We start from the raw sequence: 21,004 nt of genomic DNA on the forward strand, positions 1-21,004 counted from the left end.
GGATCTCCTTGGTCGGTAGCTCAGCCGCTTTGTTGCTTCAAAAGGTGTTATCGGTTGGGGCTCTTTGTACTCACTGAGTCGATCATAAAGTGAAGTTGGTGTTCATTAGAAATGATTTAAAATGATCAAGTGAATCTGTTTTAATGATTGTGTACTAGGCTTTGAAGGACGGTTTAGAGAGCGCCATGCAATTAAAATCGCTACAGCTGTTTATGGATGTGGTCGACACCGGCAGTTTCGTGGCGGCGGCTGAGCGCCGTCACACGGTGCAGTCGAATGTGACCGCTCATATCAAGAAGCTTGAACAGGAGCTGGGAGCTCAACTGTTCGATCGCAAGGGCGGGGCGCGGGTCACTTCTGCTGGCCGAACCCTGGCCGATTACGCCCGACCGATGCTGCAGGCCCACGATGATGTGGTGGGTCTGTTCCAGGGGGATAAAGGCCGTTCGAGTCGGTTGCGTCTAGGGGCGATGGAAACCACCACCGCCGTGCGCTTGCCGCCGATCCTGGCCAACTACCACCGGCGCTTTCCCGAAGTGGATCTAACGGTACAGACCGGGCCGACCGCAGACCTGATCGCCAGGTTCCTCGATGGGAATTTGGATGGGATCTTCGTTGCCGGCCAGCCCGAGCACGGTCGTTTTCATCTGATCAAGGCGTTCAGCGAGCGGTTGGTGTTGGTCGGCCCCAAGCCAATGACCCGGCAGCCCAGTGCGGAACAGCTGTTGGAATCGACCTTCCTGGCGTTTCGGCAGGGTTGTAGTTACCGCCAACGGGTCGAGCTGTTCCTGGCTTCGGTCGGGGTCAGTGCGACCCGGATGTTCGAATTCGGCAGTATCGACGGTATGTTGGGTTGCGTGGCTGCCGGGATGGGGTACACGCTGATGCCGCTCTCCACCGTTGAGGCTTATCGGCAGCGCTTCGAGATCGACTATCTGGCGTTGCCGGCGCAGATTGGGGAGTTGGACACCTACTTTGCGACCGCCGCACCGGATAGCTGGACGCCTTCGCTGGCGCGCTTTATCGAGACTTTTGAGGCCGAGTCGGCATAACCGCTGGAAAGTCGCTAGGTGTTGCTGGCCGGATACTGGGCTACCAGCTGTCCCAGCCGCTTGAGGGCATCTTGGCGATGCTCGGTCCACGGGAAGGCAAAGCTGATTCGTAACGCATTACGGTAGCGCTCCTGGGCGGTAAACAGGCGTCCGGGAGTCAGGATGATGCCCTGCTGCAGGGAGCGGCCGTACAGTTCCAGGGTGTCGATCGGTTCGGGTAGTTCGACCCAGAGCGCCAGTCCGCCTTCAGGACGGCTGCAGCTTTGCATCGTGGGTAGATAGCGGCCGAGCATCTCCAATAACTGCTGATACTGCTGGCGGAGTTTTTGACGCTGGACCCGTAGGTGGCGATCGAAGCTGCCCTCCTGCAGAAAATCCACCAGTCCTCGCTGCTGGGCCTGACAGCTGGCCAAGCTGGTGACTAGCTTGAGCTGCTTTACTCGCTCCCGATAGCGGCCCGGAGCGATCCAGCCGACCCGAAGATCCCGTGACAAGCTTTTGGAAACCGAGGAGCACAGCAGAACCTGGCCGGTTTTATCGTAGCTGTGCAGGGTGCGGGGGCGTTGTTCGTTAAACGAGAGTTCGCCGTAGATATCATCTTCGATAATCGGCAGGTCACGGCTTTGAGCCAACTCCAGAATCCGCTGTTTATTGGCCTCGGGCATGCTGGCCCCGGTGGGGGTGCTGTAACTGGGTGAAACCACCAATGCTTTGATATCCCAGTGCTGTAGTGACAGCTCCAACGCTTCCGGGCTGAGCCCGGTTTCCGGCGAACTGGGTAGCTCCAGCGCTTTGAGTCCCAGGGCTTCGAATAACTGGAAAACGCCGTAAAACCCGGGCGATTCGACCGCCACCACATCACCGTGCTGGGTGGTGGCCATCAGCGCCAATAGCAGCGCGTGCTGACAGCCGGCGGTGATGATGATCTCGTCGGCATTCAGGTGACTGGCTCCGGCCAGTAGCCGGTTGGCGATCTGGCTGCGAAGCTCGTACAGCCCAGCTGGTTCGTCGTAATTATTCTGCTCCCGGGTGGTTTGTTTGCGCTGGGCCCGGGCCAGGCAGCGGCGCAGTGATTCCTTACCGATCTCACTCTTTTGATGGCCAATCAAGTCGAAGGCGGCGCCGCGCTCCATGATATCCACCAGTACCTGGCCGCTGGTGACCGGTAGCGGGGTGGACTCGGGTTTGCTGGTCAGCGGCTTGGTGATCGGCAGGGTGTCGGTGGCCTGTACCCCGTTAACGTAGTAGCCCGACCGGGGGCGTGCGCTGATCAGTCCGTCGGCTTCGAGACGGTCATAGGCGGTCAGTACGGTCGATTTGGACAACCCGCGTTGCTGACTCAGGGTCCGAATCGACGGCATCTTCGAGCCCACAGGACGGCGCTCGGTGCGGATCTCTTCGGTGAGTTCACGGACCAGCTGGCGGTAAAGAAAGTCGCTCATAGGTACAGATTCTAAAAAATCACAGGTGCAGATTTTAATCGTAGCACGCTGAGCCTGTGAAATTGAATAAATCTGAATCTGTAACCATTTTTGTCTCTCCCATACCCTGTGCACATGACTAGACAGGTTTTTTCTGTCGCTGACGGGGTATTGAAACGATGTATCAGTATGACGATTACGACCGCCAGGTCGTTCAGGATCGTGTACAGCAGTTCAAGGGGCAGATGAGTCGGTTTCTGAATGGCGAGATCGCCGAGCAGACTTTCTTGCCGCTGCGGTTGCAAAACGGCCTGTATCTGCAAAAGCATGCGCCGATGCTACGGGTGGCGGTGCCGTACGGGGTGTTGGCGTCAACTCAGCTGCGCAAGCTGGCGCAGATCGCCAAGACTTATGACCGTGGTTACTGCCATGTCACCACGCGACAGAATCTACAGTTTAACTGGGTGAAGATGGAGCAGGTGCCGGAGATTCTGGAGCAGTTGCTCGAGGTTGAGATGCATGCGATCCAGACCAGCGGCAACTGTATCCGCAACACCACCAGCGATCCGTTGGCCGGGGTGGCCCAGGATGAGGTTGCCGATCCGCGTCCCTACTGCGAGATTATCCGCCAGTGGTCGACTTTGCACCCGGAGTTCGCCTTTCTACCGCGAAAATTCAAGATCGCAGTGATTGGCGCCCATGAAGATCGAGCGGCCATTCAGCTACACGATATCGGTTTGCGACTGGTTGAGCAGCCCGGTGTTGACGGGGTTGGCCCTTCCGGTGTGAACCCCTTGGGCTTTGAGGTCTGGGTTGGCGGCGGGTTGGGGCGTACTCCGATGCTGGGTTCGCGGATTCGAAGCTTCCTGCCCCAGGCCGAACTGCTGGCCTATCTGAAAGCGATTCTGCGGGTCTACAACCGCCACGGCCGTCGGGACAACAAGTACAAGGCGCGGATCAAGATCCTAGTCAAGGCGCTGGGCATTGAGCGCTTCAAGGAGCAGGTGGAGGACGAGTTCAAATCCTCCAGCCGCAGCGATCATCTGCTCAAGCCCGACGAGCTGGCCTACGCGCGCTCGTTTTTCAGTGCTCCCAACTACCCGCTGATCGATCCGCTGGAGGGCGAAGCCCTGCTTGCTGAGCAGCGACAACAGCATCCGGATTTCGAGCAGTGGCTGACCCATAACGTTCACGCCCACAAGGTGGCGGGCTATGCGGCCGTCACCCTGTCGTTGAAAGCGGTGGGGCGTGCTCCCGGTGATATCCACTACCGACAGTTGGAGGCGGTGGCAGCGCTGGCAGAGCGCTTTGGTTTTGCCGAGGTTCGCACTGCCCAGCAACAGAACATGGTTCTGCCGGATGTTAAAAAGTCGGATCTGTTTGCGCTCTGGCAGGCGCTCGAAAGCGAGCAGCTGGCGACACCGACCCAGGGGACTGCAGCGGATCTGGTCTGCTGCCCAGGGGCTGACTTCTGCAACCTGGCCAGTGCCCGTTCGTTGCCGATCAGCGCCGCGATTCAACAGCGGCTGGTTGATCTGGACAAGCTATATCGGCTGGGTGAGCTGTCGTTGCGGATCTCCGGCTGCATCAACGCCTGCGCCCATCACCATATCGCCGATATCGGCATCCTCGGATTGGAGAAGTCCGGCCGAGAGTTTTATCAGATCACCCTGGGCGGCCAGTCCGGCAACCATTCGAAAATCGGCAAGGTGCTGGGTCCGGCGCTGGCAGCTGAGGCTGTCGATGGGGCGATCGATCAGATTTTTTCCGTGTATCTAAAACTGCGCTTGAGCGCCCAGGAATCTTTTGCTGAGCTGTTCGCTCGCTTGGGTGTGGCGCCGTTTAAGGAGGCTGTGTATGCCCAGGATCATTAAAGATGGTGGCATCGTCGATGACTCGGCTCGGATCATCGAGATTGATGAGGACACCCCGATTCACTCATCACTGCAGCAATCGGTATTTCTGCCGTTGTCTCGCTGGTTGGTCATGCAGTCCGGTATGGAGATAACGGAAGGCCAAAAGCTAGCGGGGGTCTGGTTTGACGGTGATGCGGATATCGCGGCATTGATTGACCACCTGGATCGCTTGCCGGCCATCGCAATCCGGTTCAACAGCTTTCAGGACGGCACCGGGTTTTCCCTCGGCGCGCTATTGCGCGAGAGCCATGGTTACGGCGGGGAGCTACGCGCCTTCGGTCAATTGATTGCCGATCAGGCACCACAGTTGCGCCGTTGTGGCTTCAACGCCATCGCCCTGCAACCGGGGGAGTCGCTGGAGACGGCGATGTCGATGCTGGAGGGAATGAATCTGAGCTACCAAGGCTCGATCTACAGCCCCCGTACGCCGTTTAAGTTTCGTTTCTCTAGCGCTAGCAACAGCGTTAACAAAACCTGAGGTTTCCGTATATGAACAATCTAGACCTGGTTGCGGTGTTATCGATTCTGTCCGTGGTCGGATCCGCACTGTTGTTGATCGTGGTTGGGTTCAAGGTCCGGGCTCAAATTTTCTCCGGTGATCGTTCGGTTGCCGACTCGAAGGAGAATCGCCATGAAAAGCGCTGATTCACTGATTGATGTTGCTCAGATCGACAGCACTCAGATTGATGATATCTACGCCGAGGTTGGCCAGTGGCACGTCAATGTCGGGGAGCAGAAAATCCACCCCAAGCGGATGCCCGGGCGTTGGCGCTCGGTTAAATGGTGGACCAGCAGTGTCTGGCTGCTGTTTTTTCTCGGCCCTTACCTGCATTGGGGAGACCGACAGGCAGTGCTGTTTGATCTGCCGGCACAGAAGTTTTATCTGTTCGGGCTCACCGTCTTGGTCCAGGATCTGTGGATCCTGGCGATGATCCTGCTGTTTTTCGCCATCCTGTTGGCGGTGGTGACCGCTTTGGCGGGTCGAGTATTTTGCGGTTACTTCTGTTTTCAGACGGTCTGGACCGACGTGTTCGTATTGATCGAGGAGTGGCTTGAGGGCAAGCCCCGTCAGCGCCAGCAACTGGATGAAGCCCCCTGGAGTTTGACCAAACTGCGAATCAAGGCGATCAAGCATGGGCTCTGGTTATTGATTGGTTTGCTGACTGGGGTAAGTTTTGTGGCCTGGTTTATGGATGCGGGAGAGCTGTGGCAGGGCATGTTGGCGTTGTCGCTGCCGTTGGAAGCCACGATCACTATTGGTGCCTTTGTGTTCGGCACCTACAGCCTGGCCGGTTTTATGCGCGAGCAGACCTGTATGTGGCTGTGCCCTTACTCCCGAATCCAGGGGGTGATGGTGGATCAGGATACGGTGCTGCCGGCCTACGATGCGGTACGCGGTGAGTCCCGTGGTCGACGTAAGAAAGGCCAGTCGGACGATCATCTGGGGGATTGTATCGATTGCAACCTATGCGTGGCGGTCTGCCCGACCGGGATCGATATCCGTGACGGTCAGCAGCAGGGCTGTATCACCTGTGGCCTTTGCATCGATGCCTGCGATTCGGTGATGGAAAAGATCGGTCGGCCCAAAGGGTTGGTCCGTTACGATTCCTTGAATGGCCTGCTGGGCAAAACCCAGGCGCGCTGGTTCAAACGCCCCAGGGTCTGGGTCTATTTCGGTATCCTGGCATTCTCGGTGGTCGGTGGTGCCTGGGGACTGGCAACGCTGGATGGATTGGAGCTTAAGGTGATCCATCATCGCCAGCCGATGTTCGTGATGCAAAGTGATGGTTCAATCCAGAACCGCTACCAGCTGAAACTGCTGAACAAAACCGATCAACCGCTGGAAGCCAAGATAACCGTAACCGGCGCGGCAGGCTTGAAAGCGGTGGGAGTTTCCGAACCGGTGTTGTTGGCCCCTTCGGGTGTTACCGCCCACGAAGTGTTCGTGCGGATTCCGGCAAAATGGTTGGTATCCGATAGTCAGCAGATCGCCTTTAGCGTTTCAACCTCGCTCGAGGAGATCAACGCGACGCGTAAGGCGGTCTTTATCGGACCGGCTCCGAGCAGCAACACACCTTGAGGCTTTGGAGTGAATACAGCAGCGGATAATACCCGCGGTAGTCTCTTTATGATGCTGGCTATGGCGGCCTTCGCCGTCGAAGATATGCTGATTAAGGCAGCTGCCGGCAGCGTCTCGACCGGGTTTGTACTGGCACTATTTGGGCTGGGCGGGACCTTGGTCTTTTCGCTGCTGTGTTTTCGTCAACGGGAGAGCCTGCTTCACCCGGCACTACTATCAACTCCGATCTTGATTCGTGCTGTCTGCGAAGTAGTCGGGCGATTGTTCTTCGTGTTGGCGATTACGCTTAGCTCGCTGTCCAGTGCTTCAACGATTCTGCAGGCGACCCCGCTGGTGGTTGTGCTCGGGGCTGCACTGTTGTTCAACGAGCAGGTGGGGCTAAGGCGTTGGCTTGCCATCGTCCTCGGTTTTGTCGGTGTGTTGCTGGTTATCCGTCCCGGGTTGGGAAGTTTTGAACCGGCCTCGATCTTGGCCGTGATCGGGATGGTCGGCTTTGCCGGACGCGATCTGGCGACCCGAGCAGCACCGTCAGAGCTGTCTAATCGACAATTGGGTGTCTACGGGTTTTTCATCCTGATCCCCACAGGGGTGGGCTTGCACCTATACAACGGCCAGCCGGTCTTACTGGATTCCGCGACGGCGGGCTTGATTGGAGCGGCGGTGGTTTGCGGCGTTGTGGCGTACAACGCACTAACGATCGCGATGCGAACCGGTGAGGTCTCCGTGGTGGCGCCATTTCGCTATACCCGCTTGATCTTCGCGTTGATTCTCGCGGCGCTCTTTTTTGCGGAGCGACCCGATGTGGCAACCCTGGCCGGTGGGTTGATCATCGTTTTGAGCGGAGGCTACACGCTGATCTACAATCGGAAACTTGCCGCTGGGTCGGTAAAGCCGATTTAGCCTAGGGAACCTGCAAAAAATCCTAGCGTTCCATCAGACGTAAAGCGGCTTTTTTGGCTTTCAGGGCCGCGTCTCTATCGCCTTGAACATGGGCTTGGGTGATGGCCCCTTCTTTTAATAAGCACAGGGTTTGGCAGATCTCGCGACACTCTTCCGGTGAGCTCATTTGCAGCAGTAGCTGAGATTCGATCAGTGCGGCGACCCGTTGTTTATGTCGGGCACATTGCTGATGAATCGGATGGTCTGGCTCACCGAACTCACCGCTGACGTTGATAAAAAAACAGCCATGGAAGGGCATCAAGTCAGTGACCCGGTCGTTGAACCAGTCATCCAGCGCATCAAATAGCGCATCGATCTTCGCTATACCAGGCTGAACGGCCTCAAACCTCGACTCAAGCCAGCTCAAAAAACGTTGGTCCCGGTAATCAACCACGGCGGCAATCAGCGCGTCTTTGCTATCGAAATGGTGGTAGAGGGTTTTCTTGGCTACCCCGGATTCGGCTAGGACTTCATTGATCCCAACCGCATGAACTCCTTTGCAGTAGAACAGCGCAAAGGCTGTTTCGATCAGTAGCATTCGTTTGGCAGACACGGTTCTTCCCATCAGCTTATTCGAAAAGAATGTTGACAAAAGTAGACAGTGTTGTCTACTTTTGTGTCTGGAGGTAGACAGGTCGGTCTACTTATTGTGGGTTTGCTATGGAGGTCACTATGTTGCGATCTGATCGGGAAATGGTGGAAATACCGGTGGGGAGTTGGCGTGCCCGGTTTGCTGGCGATAAAAGCGCATTGCCGCCTAGGGCCGCGCCTCGGCAGATCTTGATGGCGGGGCTAGGTGGTTTCGTGATGATGCTGGTGCTGGCGGGCTTGGCAGAGAATCTCGGCCTGGCGCTGGTATTGGGCTCGTTTGGGGCTTCCTGTGTGCTGGTGTTTGGTTTTCCCGATGCGCCATTTTCTCAACCTAGAAACATTGTGGCGGGTCATTTCCTCAGTTCGTTGATTGGCTTGGCTTGTTTGACGCTGTTTGGTCCGCAGGTATGGTCGCTGGGGCTGGCGGTCGGTCTGGCGATTGCGTTGATGATGTTGACCCGAACGGTGCATCCGCCTGCGGGCTCCAATCCGGTTATCGTTTTCTTGATGCTGCCGGGGTGGGAGTTTCTGCTGTTGCCGACATTGCTGGGTGCTCTGCTGATCGTTGCGGTGGCGTTGGTTTACAACAACCTGTGCCGGGGATTGAGCTACCCGAAGTACTGGTAAGTTCTGCGATAGAGGATCTCTGAGTTGGTCCAATATCTGGATCTGACTGACATCGCTGCTCACCGGGTGATCATGTATAATCGCGCGATCTTTTCCCCTGGCTACTGCTGGGGGGCTTTTTTATTTGTGTACAGCTTGGTGTACATACTTTAGAGATCGACCATGTCAGACGCTTCAGTTGCCGCAGAAGTCGCGGCTCGCAGAACCTTTGCCATCATTTCCCACCCGGATGCGGGTAAGACCACGATTACCGAAAAACTGCTGTTGTTGGGGCAGTTGATCCAAAAGGCCGGAACGGTAAAGGGGCGCAAGAGTGATCGGCATGCGACGTCCGACTGGATGTCGATGGAGCAGCAGCGTGGAATCTCGATCACCTCTTCGGTGATGCAATTTCCCTACAAGGATCGAGTGGTCAACCTGCTGGACACGCCGGGTCACGAAGACTTCTCCGAAGATACCTACCGAACCTTGACTGCGGTTGATTCGGCTTTGATGGTGGTCGATGGCGCCAAGGGGGTCGAGGATCGAACCATCAAGTTGATGGATGTTTGCCGTCTTCGCGATACTCCGATCTTCTCCTTTGTGAACAAGATGGACCGCGATATCCGTGATCCGATTGAGCTGCTTGATGAGATCGAAGAGGTGCTGAAGATTGAAGCGGCGCCGATCACTTGGCCGATCGGCATGGGTAAGGATTTTCAAGGCGTCTACAACCTCTATACCGATACCCTGATCAAATTTGATCAAGGCAACAACAATGTACTCCATGAGGATGAGCAGATTCAGGGCTTGGAGTCGGACGAGGCCAAGGCGTTCCTCGGTGATATCTATGACGATTTCTGCGATGAGATCGAGCTAGTCCGTGGCGCTAGCCATGAATATGACCAGCAGGCGTTCCTGAAAGGGACTTTGACTCCTGTCTTCTTTGGTACTGCGCTGGCTAATTTCGGTGTTCGACAGATGCTCGACGACTTTGTCGAGTGGGCTCCGGCACCCTCGGAGCGTGCCACCGAGTCACGCGAAGTGGTGGCCGATGAGGCTAAATTCTCCGGCTTTATCTTCAAGATCCAGGCGAACATGGACCCCAAGCACCGCGACCGGATCGCTTTTATGCGCATCTGTTCGGGCAGTTATCGACAGGGCATGAAAATGCGTCACTGTCGGATCGGCAAAGATATCAAAATCGCCGATGCGGTAACTTTCCTGGCCGGTGATCGGGCCAACGTCGAGCAGGCCTGGTCCGGCGATATCATCGGCCTGCACAACCACGGCACGATCCAGATTGGAGACACCTTCACCGAAGGGGAGGTGCTGAAGTATACCGGTATCCCGCACTTTGCCCCGGAGATGTTCAAAGCGGTTAGGCCGAAAGACCCACTGAAGATGAAACAGTTGCAAAAGGGCTTGCAGCAACTCTCGGAAGAGGGCGCGGTCCAACTGTTTATGCCGCTCAAGAACAATAATCTGGTTCTGGGTGCGGTGGGGCAGCTGCAGTTTGAAGTGGTCGTATTCCGGCTCAAGGATGAATACAAGGTAGATTGCGTGTACGAGCCAATCTCGGTTCAGACTGCCCGTTGGGTCGAGTGTGATGACGATAAGATGCTGGAAGAGTTCCGCCGCAAGGGTCATGACAACCTGGCTATAGATGGCGGTGGCTTGCTGACGTACTTGGCTCCGACTCGAGTCAACTTGAGCCTGACCGAAGAGCGCTGGCCGGATATCCGCTTCCGGGCGACCCGCGAGCATTAATCGGGTTGATGTGCAGGGCTATGGAATGACCGCTGAGGTCAGACACGGATAGTCGAATTTCGATGACTTTGCTGGGCTGTTACTTCAGCGTCAATATTTTTTACGACAAATCTAAACGGTTGTTTGGTTGTTTTTTAAGCTGTTGACTCTAAATAAGATTGAAGCAATGGCCCAGATAATGCTTAACCATTTACTCAAGCCAAGGAAGGATAGTTTATTCACCCGGTGTAAGCGTAGTAGGGTCGCGTTTCACCAGTAGTAGCGCGTCGGCGTGGGGATATCCCAGGAGGAGAACCTTGTACATACCAAAGACGTTGTATGAGGCCTTGCCCTATCTCTATATTGCCATCGGTGTAGCCCTTTTTATGCTGCTCGGTAGCCCGTTGGTATCGGTTTCGGCCGCCTGTCTGTATGCGGCGGGCGCTATCGTCTGGGTAACGCGCTCATCTTACCGTCGTAAAAATTCACGCCATCAGGTTGAGAACCGTAAGAATCGTTGGCTGTTTCCTGAACAGATCTACGAATATCTCCCCTTTATCTATATGGCTGTGGGCATCGCCACCTTGAGCCATATCCCCGGAATCTATGGCGCCATTCCTGGGGCTGTGCTCTGTTTGGCAGGTGCGCTGGTGTGGATCATCCGGGCGATCTATCGTAGCCATCCGGTCCCTGCGGGCTAGGCGTTACGATCCATCTCTCTGTTTATCGGGACTTTTTGATCTCTCCTCTGCCTATCTCTACCACTGGGGAAAGGCTCTGCTGTCACGGTTGTTGAAAATCTTCTAACGAAATTTAATTTAACTGGATTAATTTTCAGTTTAGCCCTGCGTTCCGGTGCCGTTAGCCTGTTGTGGGGCTTTTCGCATCAAGCTTTGAGGGGTTGGTGGGAATCCTGAAGCCGTTATTTTGGAGTTGGTTATGAATTTGGTTGGTTTAGCAGGCGCTTTGGGCGGCAATTTATCTTCACGACAGGGGCTCGAGTCCACGCCTGCCTTTGGGCAGCCCTCGGCAGATTCCCGGGCAGCCCCCTTGCCACCGACCGACAGAGTTTCCGCACCAAGTCGGCCTGAAGCTTTCCAGCTTCGCTCCGAGTCAGTTTCCATGCAGGCCCGACAGCAGCAGTCCTTGAGCTTGAGTCTGACCACGAGGGACGGTGATGTCGTCGAGCTGGAGATCTTCGCTGCTCAAAGCTTCAGCTATCAGTCCGACAGCGCTCAGTTAGAGGCTGCAGGGGGGCAGATCGAGTTGCAGCAGTTACAGCTGGAAAGTCGCTCTCGCCAAGCTTTGGATTTCCGTATCCAAGGTGAGCTGGATGCACAGGAGTTGGAGGATATTGAGCGATTGATGGAGCAGGTGGGCCAGCTGGCCGGGCAGTTTTTTGACCAGCAGCCGCAGCAGAGCTTGGAGCAGCTAAAGGAACTGGGGCTGGATACTGGAGAGGTTGTCAGCCTGTCGCTGGAGATGAGTCGTACCGAACAGTATCAGTACCGCCATCGAGCGGCCCAAAGTTATCAGCAGGTTGCAGGTGTAGGCTCCATCGACCAAGGGTTGCAATCCTACGTGGCTGGTCTGGCTAATGCGCTGGAACTGGCTGACCTATTTGAGGACTCGATGGATTCGTTGTTGCAGTTGATGCAGCAGGCGGTGCGTCAATTGGGGGCGTTCACATCGGAGGGTCTCAACGAGACGCTGGCAGAGGCTCAGCAGCAACAAGCCGCCGAGCTGAATCAGGAGTTGCTTGAGGCGGTTGCAGCGCAGGTTGAGAGCGACAAGAACGAGGACGTTGATTGAATCGCTTAGCCATAGGTCGGCTCTGCCGATGGTGTGAGCGGCGGGAGCTTGGTCGATGAATGTGCGTTTGTGCGACAGTCACTGCCATCTGGATTTCAGTGTATTTGATTCACAACGCCAGACAATCATGCGTCAAGCGGTCGAGGCCGGAGTCGAGGTGATCGTTGTTCCCGGTGTGCGTGCCGCTGGCTGGGATGGCTTGATAGAGTTGTGTCGAAGCCATGGGCAGCTGACGTCCGACACGCCCAGGTTATTGCCGGCGCTGGGTATGCATCCCTGCTTTATGGCCGATCATCGGCAACAACATTTGGTTCGATTGGAGCAGTTACTGCAGCAGCAGTTGCCGGTTGCTCTGGGAGAGCTGGGGCTGGATTTCTGGTCCCCTGATGCTGAGCGTGAGCCTCAGCTCGAGCTGCTGCAGCAGCAGCTTGATCTGGCGAGTAGCTATCGGCTGCCGCTGCTACTGCATGCGCGTAAGTGCCACGATCCGTTGATTCAGCTGCTGCGTCGGCAGCGGTTTGAATTTGGGGGGATCGTGCATGCTTTTTCTGGTAGTCGGCAGCAGGCGGAGCAGTATCTATCGATGGGGTTCAAGTTAGGGATCGGTGGTGCGGTGACCTATCCCCGGGCCCAGCGTTTGCGTCGCACCGTGAAGGAGCTTGGACCGGAGGCCTGGGTGTTGGAAACCGACGCTCCAGATATGCCGTTGTGCGGTAGGCAGGGGCAGCTCAATCGACCGGATTACTTGCCGGGTGTTTTGCAAGTCATGGGGGAGTTGTTGCAGCAGCCGGCGGCTGTGTTAGCGCAACAGTTCTGGAGCAATACCTTGGCGGTGCTGCCGAGGTTGGAGTCCTAAAGCGAGTAGTCTGGGTCCCAAATCAGCCTGCTCGAATAATCAGTTCCTTTCGAGATAGCGTAGCTTGTATTCGTCGTTCAGAATCGTCCATGCATCAAGGGTGACGGGCGAGATCGATAGCTGATACTGACTATCGCTGAGTTGCTCGACCCGGTAACTGCCGTATGGAGGGCTGAGAAGCAGATTGGCCAGATCGCTGGGCGTTTGTAATCGAGACCAATCCCAGGGATCGCCCTGCCAATGGCGCAGCAGTTCATTGCGCTTAGCGTTGGTCGCAATCAGTGATAGTGACCGACAGGATGCCGCATTGTTCAGACAGAGCACCTGAGCCTCTATGTCCAGAATCAGGCTGCCGCTGGGTACTTTGGGCAACTGGATGCTGCAGGCGCTCACGGCGGCTAGCGCCACCAATATCAAGCCAAAGCGGGACAATATCTTCACGGTGCTCTCCTTGCGTGTGTGGCTCAGCACATATCGTCGAATGGATTATCCAGCTCGAGTTCAATCGGCTGCTCGTAGCCGGGGATGCGGATCCGTTGGCCATCGATCTGCAGCTCTTCACCTTCCAGCACGTTATGACCAAACAGATAGGTCGGCTTGCTGAGACCGGTGCAAGCATCCTGATCGTATTCAGCGGCGTTCTGACGTACCTCTTCGGCGCGTTCGCGGTAAGCAGACAATGCCTTTTTGCCGTGCCGACGCTCCAGCAGCTGCTCGGTAATATGGGGGGCCAGTACCGCAGCGCTGGCGTTGTTGCCGCCAAAACCCTTGGAGTTGAGCAGTACGCTGTCCATGCCTTGGGGGCCTACCTCAAGGTGTTGTTGCTCAAATCGAAGGTTGCTGGCATGCACATCTTCGGCAACCTGATCCATGGTGGCGATGCCCGGAATGTAGCCGTAGCGCCAGGTGCCTAAGGACAGGGCCAACTGGTCGGCGCCGGCGGTTCCCTGTGAGTGGCCGATATAGCACTTCAGTGCGCTGACAGGCCAGTTGGGTATATCGAATGCCTTGGCGGTCTGGTTTAGTACATGGGACTCTGTGACCCGGTTCTGCGGGGTGCTGGTGCCATGAGCCTGGACGTAGCTGCGATAGCGTAGTGATTCTTCACCGAGCATCGAGCGGATCAGGGCCGCCGATTTGGCCAGGGTGATGTAGTTGCCTACGCCCGGGGCGGAGATCGATTTCTTGAAACCGTCGGCATTGACGAAGACGTCGGGGACCGAACCGAAGATCTGGGCTCCCATTTCCAGCGCTAGGCTATCGCTGCACAGCACCACAAATTGGGAGGATTCGCCCATGGTAAAGCCGCAGTTGTTGGCGAATGGTCGTGAGGTGCGGCGAAGGTCGTTATCGTCTAGCTGTTGCTTGTCGTCCAGGGCCAGTAGGCCTTTCTCTTCGGCCAGCGCGCCCATGGCGCGGAAGCCTTCGATAATCTCTTCGGTGATCGGGGCATCGCTGGCGCCGACCAGAACCAGTTGGCGACGACCACTGCGGATATCTTCGACACCGGTACGCAGGTTGTAGAGGAAGGAGGCGCAAGCACCGAGTGATGAGCCAGTAGAGCCCAGGTTGCCGAGCAGGTAGGCGTTGACGAAATCGGCCGGCATCTGACCGTAGCCCAGCGGCATCTGCTTGGATGTGGTCCGTTTGCCGATCGAGGGTGATTTCAGCAAGCCCCCGAAACCACAGTCATCCAGCTGGCCGATGGAGTTGCCGGCGTAGACGGCGATCTGATCCGGCGCCAGTCGGTCGCGGATCTGCTCCCAGTCGATGCCCATGCTTTTGATCGCGTCCGAAGCACTGTAGATGCTCATCTGCAGATTGCGCGGATGGTTGCGGGATTGGTACAGGGTTCCGGGTTTGAATCCGGTGGGTAGTTGACCGGCGGCGCGGACCGAGGAGCGCTTGCTGTCCGGCAGAATCGTATCCAGCGAGTCGTCGATCTCAACCTGAATCAGCCCGCCGTCGAGCTCGGTCAGTTTCCACTCGCTCGGCACTTGATTCGGCAGCTGGCGTTTGCGCAGGAAAAAGCTACGCTGCTCGGCGGGTAGCTCCAGCTTGGCGGCACGGTTGAAAGTGACCTTATCGATGTCGTACCAGTCCGGATGAATTCGTCGAATTAAGGTGTTGTTCAGCAGATAGGGCCTAAAACGGTCCGAAAGTCGGGTTGGATCGATGGCGATTCCATCCCGGTCGAGCAGTTGGCCCTCCTGGTTCTGGATCTCGCCCATCAGGGTGGCCAGGCCGAGCAGGGTCGAATGCTGGTCCGCTTCTGACAGCTTGTCGAGAATCAGGCGTCGATAGGCGTGATCGAAGGATGAACGTCCGGCGGCGTTGACGCCTCCGTAACCGATAATGACGGGTAGGTTGGACAACAAAGAATCCTCAAAGACAGGCTGTATCGGGTGAACTGTCTGCATTTTATAAGTAGAGTTGAGCGGATACTAGGGCTATTACTGCAGAATGACCATGTCTAATGATCGATGGAGGGGAACTGAACCCCCGAACCGGGGTCATCAATGGCTTAGCATCGGTTTGATATTCGTAACAGGAGTACGAGAGTGAAGAAAAAAATTTTGGTTGCCTCAATGATGGTGGCATTGGCTTCAGGCTGTCAGACCATCGATCCTTATACCGGTGAACAAAAGGTGGGTAATACCACCAAGGGAGCTGGCATTGGTGCGGTTGCAGGCGCGGTGCTGGGGGCTGCTGTCAGCAGCAAGGGAGATCGTGAGAAAGGGATTCTGACCGGAGCCTTGGTTGGTGGCGCCGTGGGTGGTGGTATTGGTTATTACATGGATCAGCAGGAAGCACTGCTGCGTCAGGAGCTGCAAGGTACCGGAGTGCAGGTGGAACGCCGTGGTGATGAAATTCGCCTGATCATGCCGGGTAATATCACCTTCGCTACAGGCTCGGAAATGCTGGAAAGCAGCTTCCTGCCGGTGTTGAACTCGGTTGCCAAGGTGCTGAAGAAGTTCGATCAAACGTTGTTGCAGATCGATGGCTACACCGATAGTCAGGGTGGTTTTGAATACAACCAGCAGCTGTCGGAGCGCCGTGCTTACAGTGTGCAGTCATACTTGGCCGGGGTTGGGGTGGCCAACACTCGACTGCAGAGTCGAGGCTGGGGTGAGCGATACCCGGTTGCTGACAATGCAACCGCCCAGGGACGAGCGCAAAATCGTCGGGTTGAACTGAATATTCGGGGTAATGCGGGCTGATCAGCCGTTAAATGTGCCTGGAACCGAGAAAAAAGAAAGGGCCTTATGACATCCGGTCATAGGCCCTGTCTTCAGCGTTCCATGCTGGCACACTTTTCCCTGTGTCGAGTATGAACGTGCGACGCTCCTTCGTCGCAGGTGAATCCTTTCACCTCTAGCGTTCGAGAGTGATCTTATCCCATGTGAATTATATGGGAATAGGAAAAATTCCTATTTTTTGCTCATGGGGCTTTTCCTGATCCTGATGCGGTAACTATCGCTGTGCTATGATGCGCTCTGTTTTTTCGCTAGCCGAGTGGGAGACTGATTAGGATGTATAGCGAAACTGATATCAACCGTCTGCGCTGGCACTGCCGTCGCGGTATGCTCGAACTGGATGTGCTGCTGATCCCCTTCCTTCAGGATCGGTTCCGCGGCCTGGCATTGGATGATCAGCAGCGTTTTGAAAAGCTGATCGAGTGTGAAGATCAGGATATTTTTAGCTGGGTTATGCGCAACGCTGAGCCTGAAGATGCTGATTTGAAGCGTATCGTCGATCTGATTTTGGAAAGTGTTCCAACCTGATCGCTTGGAGTTCAAACCTTCATCGGCGCTGGTCATTCTGATCAGTGCTGCTCATCTTGTAGCTGCTTTGGCACTACTGCTGGCGAGTCTGCCAGCGTTGCTTTATTTCATCGTCCTGCTGTTGCTGCTGATATCCTGGATCCAGCTGCTGCGCCGTTTTGCCTGGTTGTCACACCCTCAAAGCCCGGTCTATCTGCGTTGGGACCATAACGGCTGGTATGCGGCATTAAGGGTTGAACCGGAGTCGGAGTACCAGGTGCGGCCTGGCGACGGGTGTCGATTGTGGCCCGTTGTTGATCTGCTCTGTTTTCACCCGCTTGACCCCGCTCAGGGGAAGAGTTTCTCTCAACTGGTACTTTCTGACAGCGACAATCGGCGGCCTATTCGTCGACTGCGGGTGCTATTGAAGTTGCGCGGCTCCAGTCATAGTTAACCGGGGTCAGGATGGTGTCGCGTTGATCTGGTAGTTGGTTCGGGTAGTTCAGGGTGTAATGCAGCCCGCGGCTTTCTTTGCGTTTCATCGCTGAGCGGATAATCAGCTCGGCGACCACCGCTAAGTTCCGAAGCTCCAGCAAATCCTTACTGACCTTATAGTTGCTGTAATACTCCAGGATCTCATGCTGCAGCAGGGTGACCCGATTCAGCGCGCGCTGCAGGCGCTTCTTGGTTCGCACGATGCCGACGTAGTCCCACATAAATCGGCGCAGTTCATCCCAGTTGTGAGCAATTACTACGTCTTCGTCAGAATCCGTAACCTGGCTTTCATCCCAAAACGGGGCGTCGGGAAGGCCGTTGGAGAAATCCAGTTTGTTGCGGATATCCGTTGCCGCCGACGTGCCGTAAACCACGCATTCAAGCAGGGAGTTGCTGGCCAGCCGGTTGGCACCATGCAATCCGGTGAATGCGGTTTCTCCGATGGCATAGAGTCCGGGGATGTCGGTCTGGCCAAGATGGTTGGTAATCACGCCACCGCAGGTGTAGTGGGCTGCCGGCACTACCGGGATCGGGTCCTCGGTGATATCGATACCGAACTCTAGGCATTTGGCGTAGATGGTCGGGAAGTGGCTGCGGACGAACTCGCTGGGCTTGTGGGAGATGTCGAGGTAGAGGCAGTCGCAGCCCAGGCGTTTCATCTCATGGTCGATCGCCCGTGCGACGATATCCCGTGGTGCCAGTTCCAGGCGTTCGTCATAGCGATGCATAAACCGCGACCCGTCTGGGAGTAACAGGTGTCCGCCCTCGCCGCGAACGGCTTCGGTGATCAGGAACGACTTGGCCTGAGGATGGTACAGGCAGGTGGGATGGAACTGGTTGAACTCCAGGTTGGCGACCCGGCAGCCGGCCCGCCAAGCCATGGCGATACCGTCACCGGAGGAGCCGTCTGGGTTACTGGTATAAAGGTAAGCTTTGCTGGCACCACCGGTGGCCAGTACCACGAAGGGGGCCAGCATTGTCACTACGTGGCCGCTTTTCTGGTCCAGCACATAGGCACCGATGCAGCGGTTATCGGCCAGCTTCATCTTATGTCGGGTGATCAGGTCGATGGCTATCGCCTGCGGCATCAGGGTGATGTTGCTATGGGCTCTGGCCCGTTGCAGCAGAGTTTCCAACACCGCTTTGCCGGTGGCATCGTCAGCGTGGACGATACGGCGGTGGCTGTGGCCGCCCTCTTTGGTGAGATGCAGTTCGTTGTCGCTCTTTTCTCGGGTGAAAGGGACCCCCTGATCCACCAGCCAGTCGATGCTCTGCTTGCCATGGTTGACGGTGAATTCAACCGCGTCTTGGTGGCTCAGTTGGGCGCCGGCTACCATCGTGTCCTGGCAGTGCTCCTGGCTGGAGTCCTGCTTGTCATAGACGGCCGCGATACCGCCTTGAGCTTGAAAGGTCGAGCCAGAGGTCAGCGACCCTTTACTGAGCACGGCAACCCGCGCCTCGTCGGCCAGCTGTAGGGCTAGGGTTAGTCCGGATGCGCCGCTACCGACAACCAGTACATCAAAATGCAGTTCTTTGCTCATTTCACCATCGTGTCCAGATCTGCCAGGCCCGGCTTTGTACCTTGAAAAAGGGGGCTAGCATAGCAAACCGAAAAAATGCTGGCATCCATTTGGAACTAACCGCACAGCTTGTGTTCCTACTCTGTAGCTGCCCCGGCAGGTGAGTGCGGAGGGGCCTGGTGGCTCAGTTGTATTAGCGCTGGGTAAAAGGTAGGTTAGCCGGATTATTATCCCATCACCTGTTGCAGGGGCTCAACGGATTGTCTACAGGAAAGAGTGCACCAACTGACAAGCAGTTGGTGGAGCGTGTACAGCAAGGCGATAAGCGCGCCTTTGATCTGCTGGTCAAGAAGTACCAGCACAAAATAATCGGGTTGATCGGTCGTTATGTCTACGACCAGCACGAGGCGATGGATGTGGCTCAGGAGGCTTTTATCAAGGCCTATCGTGCCCTACCGAACTTTCGAGGAGATAGTGCGTTCTATACCTGGATGTACCGGATCGCAATCAATACGGCGAAGAACCATTTGGTTGCCAAAGGCCGTCGACCACCGGATGTGGATGTGGATGTCGGCGATGCGCAGCATTTCGACAACCCGGTGCTGCAGGAGTTGGAGACGCCCGAAAATCAGCTGTTCAAGAATGAGCTTGAACAGGCGGTGATGCAGGTGCTGGAGCGATTGCCGGAAGATCTTCGCATGGCGCTGACCCTGCGAGAGTTTGAAGGCATGAGCTATGAAGAGATTGCCCATGTTATGGATTGTCCGGTCGGAACGGTACGTTCACGTATCTTCCGTGCCCGGGAGGCGGTCGACAAAGTCGTCGCACCAATGATGAATTGAGTTGTCTTGTCATATGACAGGGCCAGTGAAAGACAACAGACTAACCCCAACCGAGGGATCTGATCGATGAGCGATAGAATCAATGAGTCTCTATCCGCATTAATGGATGATGAAGTCAGCGAGTTTGAGTTGCGCCGAACACTGGAGCAGCTGGACTCGGAAGCGTCGTCGACCTGGTCGCGTTACCAGGTCAGTCGCGCAGCGCTGAAGGCCGAGGCTCCGATAGATCCTACGCTGGATATCAGTGCCGGGGTAATGGCTGCGCTGGAGTCAGAGCCGACTTACAGTGAAAAGCCTCAATCCCAAAAATCAACCTCAAGGTTCAATTGGCGTCCGTTTGGTAGCGTCGCTATCGCCGCATCAGTAACGATGATGGTGATCTTTGGAGCTCAGACCTTCCAAGGCAGCTCCGTCCCGCAGGAGAATCCGTCGAACATTGTCTTGACGGGTCCCAAGCCTGTAAATCCTGAAGTTATGTCGGTTCAGTATGGGCAGCCGTCGATGGTTATGCCCTCGGCTCAGGAGCCTGACGTGATTCGGCTTTCATCGCCGATGGAGCACTATGTGGATCGCCATCGGGCGCTGGTTAAGCGGCAGTCGCCGCAGTGGCAAGTAGGTTGGGTTCCGGACGGATTCCGAATTGTTGAACACGATCATATCTACGATGCCGAGGTGCTGTTGTACAGCAATGGCCGTACAGAAGTATCCGTCTCCGTGCAGCCCTTCGCATCTAAGAAAGCCAATCCAGGTGCTATTCAGACCGGCGAGACCGTGGCGGTCGGCAAGCAAGTAGGCGACCAGTTCGTCACCGTGGTTGGCGATGTGCCGTTGATGATCGCCGACCGTATCGCCTCCTCGGTGAAAACCAAGCTGCAGTAAGCCATGCTGACCGAACAGGCCGAAGTTGTAGAGGTCACCGATGAGGGGGTGCGGGTAGAGACGGTTCGACGTAGCGCCTGCGACAGTTGTCGCTCCCAGTCCGGTTGTGGCCAGAAACTATTGGCTGAACTTGGGCAGGCGCAGCGTTTTCAAATTCTCGTGGCTAATCCGAAGCAATTCACGCTCAAACCCGGTGATCGGATTGAGCTGGGCATCGAAGAAAGCTCGTTCTTACAAGCCTCGCTGATCACTTATCTGTTACCACTGTTTGGGTTGGTGCTTTTTGCGCTGCTGGGGCAGGGGATGGGGTTGGCTGAACCGTTGCAAATAGCGATGGGTTTTGCCGGCTTGTTGATCGGTTTTATCGGCGTGCGTTACTGGGATCGTGGCGAGCGACAGGGCTGTCAGCTCCAGCCGAAGATTGTAGGGAAGCAGAAAGCCTATGACTTTATTGAAGTGGAGGAAGCTTGATTAATATGGCT

22 protein-coding genes are annotated in these 21,004 nt (G+C 56.1%); 17 read left to right on the top strand and 5 right to left on the bottom strand.

Going from position 1 to position 21,004, the window contains the following annotated elements; genetic code table 11:
* Positions 1-185: 185 nt before the first annotated feature.
* Positions 186-1,052, top strand: a complete 867-nt coding sequence (locus tag DV711_RS08850) for a LysR family transcriptional regulator (RefSeq protein ID WP_114695311.1) — start codon at positions 186-188, stop codon at positions 1,050-1,052.
* A 14-nt stretch (positions 1,053-1,066) separates the two neighbouring features.
* Here the strand turns inward: DV711_RS08850 and DV711_RS08855 are convergent, their stop codons facing one another.
* Positions 1,067-2,494, bottom strand: coding sequence for an aminotransferase-like domain-containing protein (locus tag DV711_RS08855; RefSeq protein WP_114695312.1), 1,428 nt, complete (start codon positions 2,492-2,494; stop codon positions 1,067-1,069).
* 158 nt (positions 2,495-2,652) lie between these two features.
* Here DV711_RS08855 and DV711_RS08860 point away from each other — a divergent pair, with 158 nt between their 5' ends.
* From DV711_RS08860 to DV711_RS08875, 5 genes are read left to right on the top strand one after another with little or no spacing between them, the layout of a single operon-like run.
* A complete protein-coding gene (locus DV711_RS08860) occupies positions 2,653-4,347 on the top strand; it encodes a nitrite/sulfite reductase (protein ID WP_114695313.1) in 1,695 nt (564 codons plus the stop codon).
* Positions 4,331-4,867: a DUF934 domain-containing protein gene (locus DV711_RS08865; protein WP_114695314.1), complete on the top strand. Its 537-nt coding sequence runs from the start codon at positions 4,331-4,333 to the stop codon at positions 4,865-4,867. Before DV711_RS08860 ends, DV711_RS08865 begins: the two co-directional genes overlap by 17 nt.
* Before the next feature lie 11 nt (positions 4,868-4,878).
* Positions 4,879-5,034: a hypothetical protein gene (locus DV711_RS19460; protein WP_165840050.1), complete on the top strand. Its 156-nt coding sequence runs from the start codon at positions 4,879-4,881 to the stop codon at positions 5,032-5,034.
* A complete protein-coding gene (ccoG, locus tag DV711_RS08870) occupies positions 5,021-6,469 on the top strand; it encodes a cytochrome c oxidase accessory protein CcoG (RefSeq protein WP_114695315.1) in 1,449 nt (482 codons plus the stop codon). The genes DV711_RS19460 and ccoG overlap by 14 nt, the downstream gene beginning before the upstream one ends.
* A gap of 9 nt (positions 6,470-6,478) precedes the next feature.
* On the top strand, positions 6,479-7,369 hold the full coding sequence (locus DV711_RS08875; RefSeq protein ID WP_243633771.1) for a DMT family transporter: 891 nt from the start codon (positions 6,479-6,481) through the stop codon (positions 7,367-7,369).
* A gap of 22 nt (positions 7,370-7,391) precedes the next feature.
* On the opposite strand, the gene DV711_RS08880 is transcribed toward DV711_RS08875, so the two are convergent.
* Complete coding sequence (locus tag DV711_RS08880; RefSeq protein WP_243633772.1) at positions 7,392-7,961, bottom strand: TetR/AcrR family transcriptional regulator; 570 nt, start codon at positions 7,959-7,961, stop codon at positions 7,392-7,394.
* Positions 7,962-8,080: 119 nt separating this feature from the next.
* Here DV711_RS08880 and DV711_RS08885 point away from each other — a divergent pair, with 119 nt between their 5' ends.
* The 5 genes from DV711_RS08885 (at position 8,081) to DV711_RS08905 (ending at position 13,022) form a co-directional block, all read left to right on the top strand.
* Positions 8,081-8,626 carry an HPP family protein gene (locus DV711_RS08885; RefSeq protein WP_243633773.1) on the top strand — a complete coding sequence of 182 codons (546 nt, stop codon included), beginning with the start codon at positions 8,081-8,083 and terminating at the stop codon, positions 8,624-8,626.
* A 162-nt stretch (positions 8,627-8,788) separates the two neighbouring features.
* Complete coding sequence (locus DV711_RS08890) at positions 8,789-10,375, top strand: peptide chain release factor 3 (protein WP_114695318.1); 1,587 nt, start codon at positions 8,789-8,791, stop codon at positions 10,373-10,375.
* A 296-nt stretch (positions 10,376-10,671) separates the two neighbouring features.
* The gene (locus tag DV711_RS08895) at positions 10,672-11,055 is read left to right on the top strand and encodes a hypothetical protein (protein ID WP_133297430.1); all 384 of its coding nucleotides are present in this window, start codon (positions 10,672-10,674) and stop codon (positions 11,053-11,055) included.
* A gap of 421 nt (positions 11,056-11,476) precedes the next feature.
* Positions 11,477-12,166 (top strand): hypothetical protein, encoded by a 690-nt coding sequence (locus DV711_RS08900; protein ID WP_114695320.1) that lies wholly within the window; start codon positions 11,477-11,479, stop codon positions 12,164-12,166.
* A 55-nt stretch (positions 12,167-12,221) separates the two neighbouring features.
* Positions 12,222-13,022, top strand: a complete 801-nt coding sequence (locus tag DV711_RS08905; protein WP_114695321.1) for a TatD family hydrolase — start codon at positions 12,222-12,224, stop codon at positions 13,020-13,022.
* A gap of 39 nt (positions 13,023-13,061) precedes the next feature.
* Here the strand turns inward: DV711_RS08905 and DV711_RS08910 are convergent, their stop codons facing one another.
* Both DV711_RS08910 and DV711_RS08915 read right to left on the bottom strand, forming a co-directional pair.
* Positions 13,062-13,463 carry a hypothetical protein gene (locus tag DV711_RS08910; RefSeq protein WP_114695322.1) on the bottom strand — a complete coding sequence of 134 codons (402 nt, stop codon included), beginning with the start codon at positions 13,461-13,463 and terminating at the stop codon, positions 13,062-13,064.
* Between the two features lie 23 nt (positions 13,464-13,486).
* Complete coding sequence (locus tag DV711_RS08915) at positions 13,487-15,397, bottom strand: beta-ketoacyl synthase (protein WP_114695323.1); 1,911 nt, start codon at positions 15,395-15,397, stop codon at positions 13,487-13,489.
* 213 nt (positions 15,398-15,610) lie between these two features.
* On the opposite strand from DV711_RS08915, the gene DV711_RS08920 reads away from it, so the two are divergent.
* The 3 genes from DV711_RS08920 (at position 15,611) to DV711_RS19325 (ending at position 17,240) form a co-directional block, all read left to right on the top strand.
* A complete protein-coding gene (locus DV711_RS08920) occupies positions 15,611-16,243 on the top strand; it encodes a YiaD family glycine zipper/OmpA-like lipoprotein (RefSeq protein ID WP_114695324.1) in 633 nt (210 codons plus the stop codon).
* Positions 16,244-16,555: 312 nt separating this feature from the next.
* Complete coding sequence (locus DV711_RS08925) at positions 16,556-16,807, top strand: FAD assembly factor SdhE (protein ID WP_114695325.1); 252 nt, start codon at positions 16,556-16,558, stop codon at positions 16,805-16,807.
* Entirely contained in the window at positions 16,794-17,240 is a 447-nt protein-coding gene (locus DV711_RS19325; protein ID WP_133297431.1) for a protein YgfX, read from the top strand. The genes DV711_RS08925 and DV711_RS19325 overlap by 14 nt, the downstream gene beginning before the upstream one ends.
* Here DV711_RS19325 and nadB read toward each other — a convergent pair.
* On the bottom strand, positions 17,188-18,822 hold the full coding sequence (nadB, locus tag DV711_RS08930) for an L-aspartate oxidase (protein WP_114695326.1): 1,635 nt from the start codon (positions 18,820-18,822) through the stop codon (positions 17,188-17,190). The genes DV711_RS19325 and nadB overlap by 53 nt on opposite strands.
* Before the next feature lie 239 nt (positions 18,823-19,061).
* Between nadB and rpoE the strand changes: the two genes are divergently transcribed.
* The 3 genes from rpoE to DV711_RS08945 all read left to right on the top strand — a co-directional run bounded on the left by rpoE (position 19,062) and on the right by DV711_RS08945 (position 20,993).
* On the top strand, positions 19,062-19,643 hold the full coding sequence (rpoE, locus tag DV711_RS08935; protein ID WP_114695683.1) for an RNA polymerase sigma factor RpoE: 582 nt from the start codon (positions 19,062-19,064) through the stop codon (positions 19,641-19,643).
* A 66-nt stretch (positions 19,644-19,709) separates the two neighbouring features.
* Positions 19,710-20,522, top strand: coding sequence for a MucB/RseB C-terminal domain-containing protein (locus tag DV711_RS08940; RefSeq protein WP_114695327.1), 813 nt, complete (start codon positions 19,710-19,712; stop codon positions 20,520-20,522).
* Between the two features lie 3 nt (positions 20,523-20,525).
* Complete coding sequence (locus DV711_RS08945) at positions 20,526-20,993, top strand: SoxR reducing system RseC family protein (RefSeq protein ID WP_114695328.1); 468 nt, start codon at positions 20,526-20,528, stop codon at positions 20,991-20,993.
* The last annotated feature ends 11 nt before the right edge of the window (positions 20,994-21,004 follow it).

Source organism: Motiliproteus coralliicola (assembly GCF_003345655.1).
Classification (GTDB): Bacteria; Pseudomonadota; Gammaproteobacteria; order Pseudomonadales; family Balneatricaceae; genus Motiliproteus; species Motiliproteus coralliicola.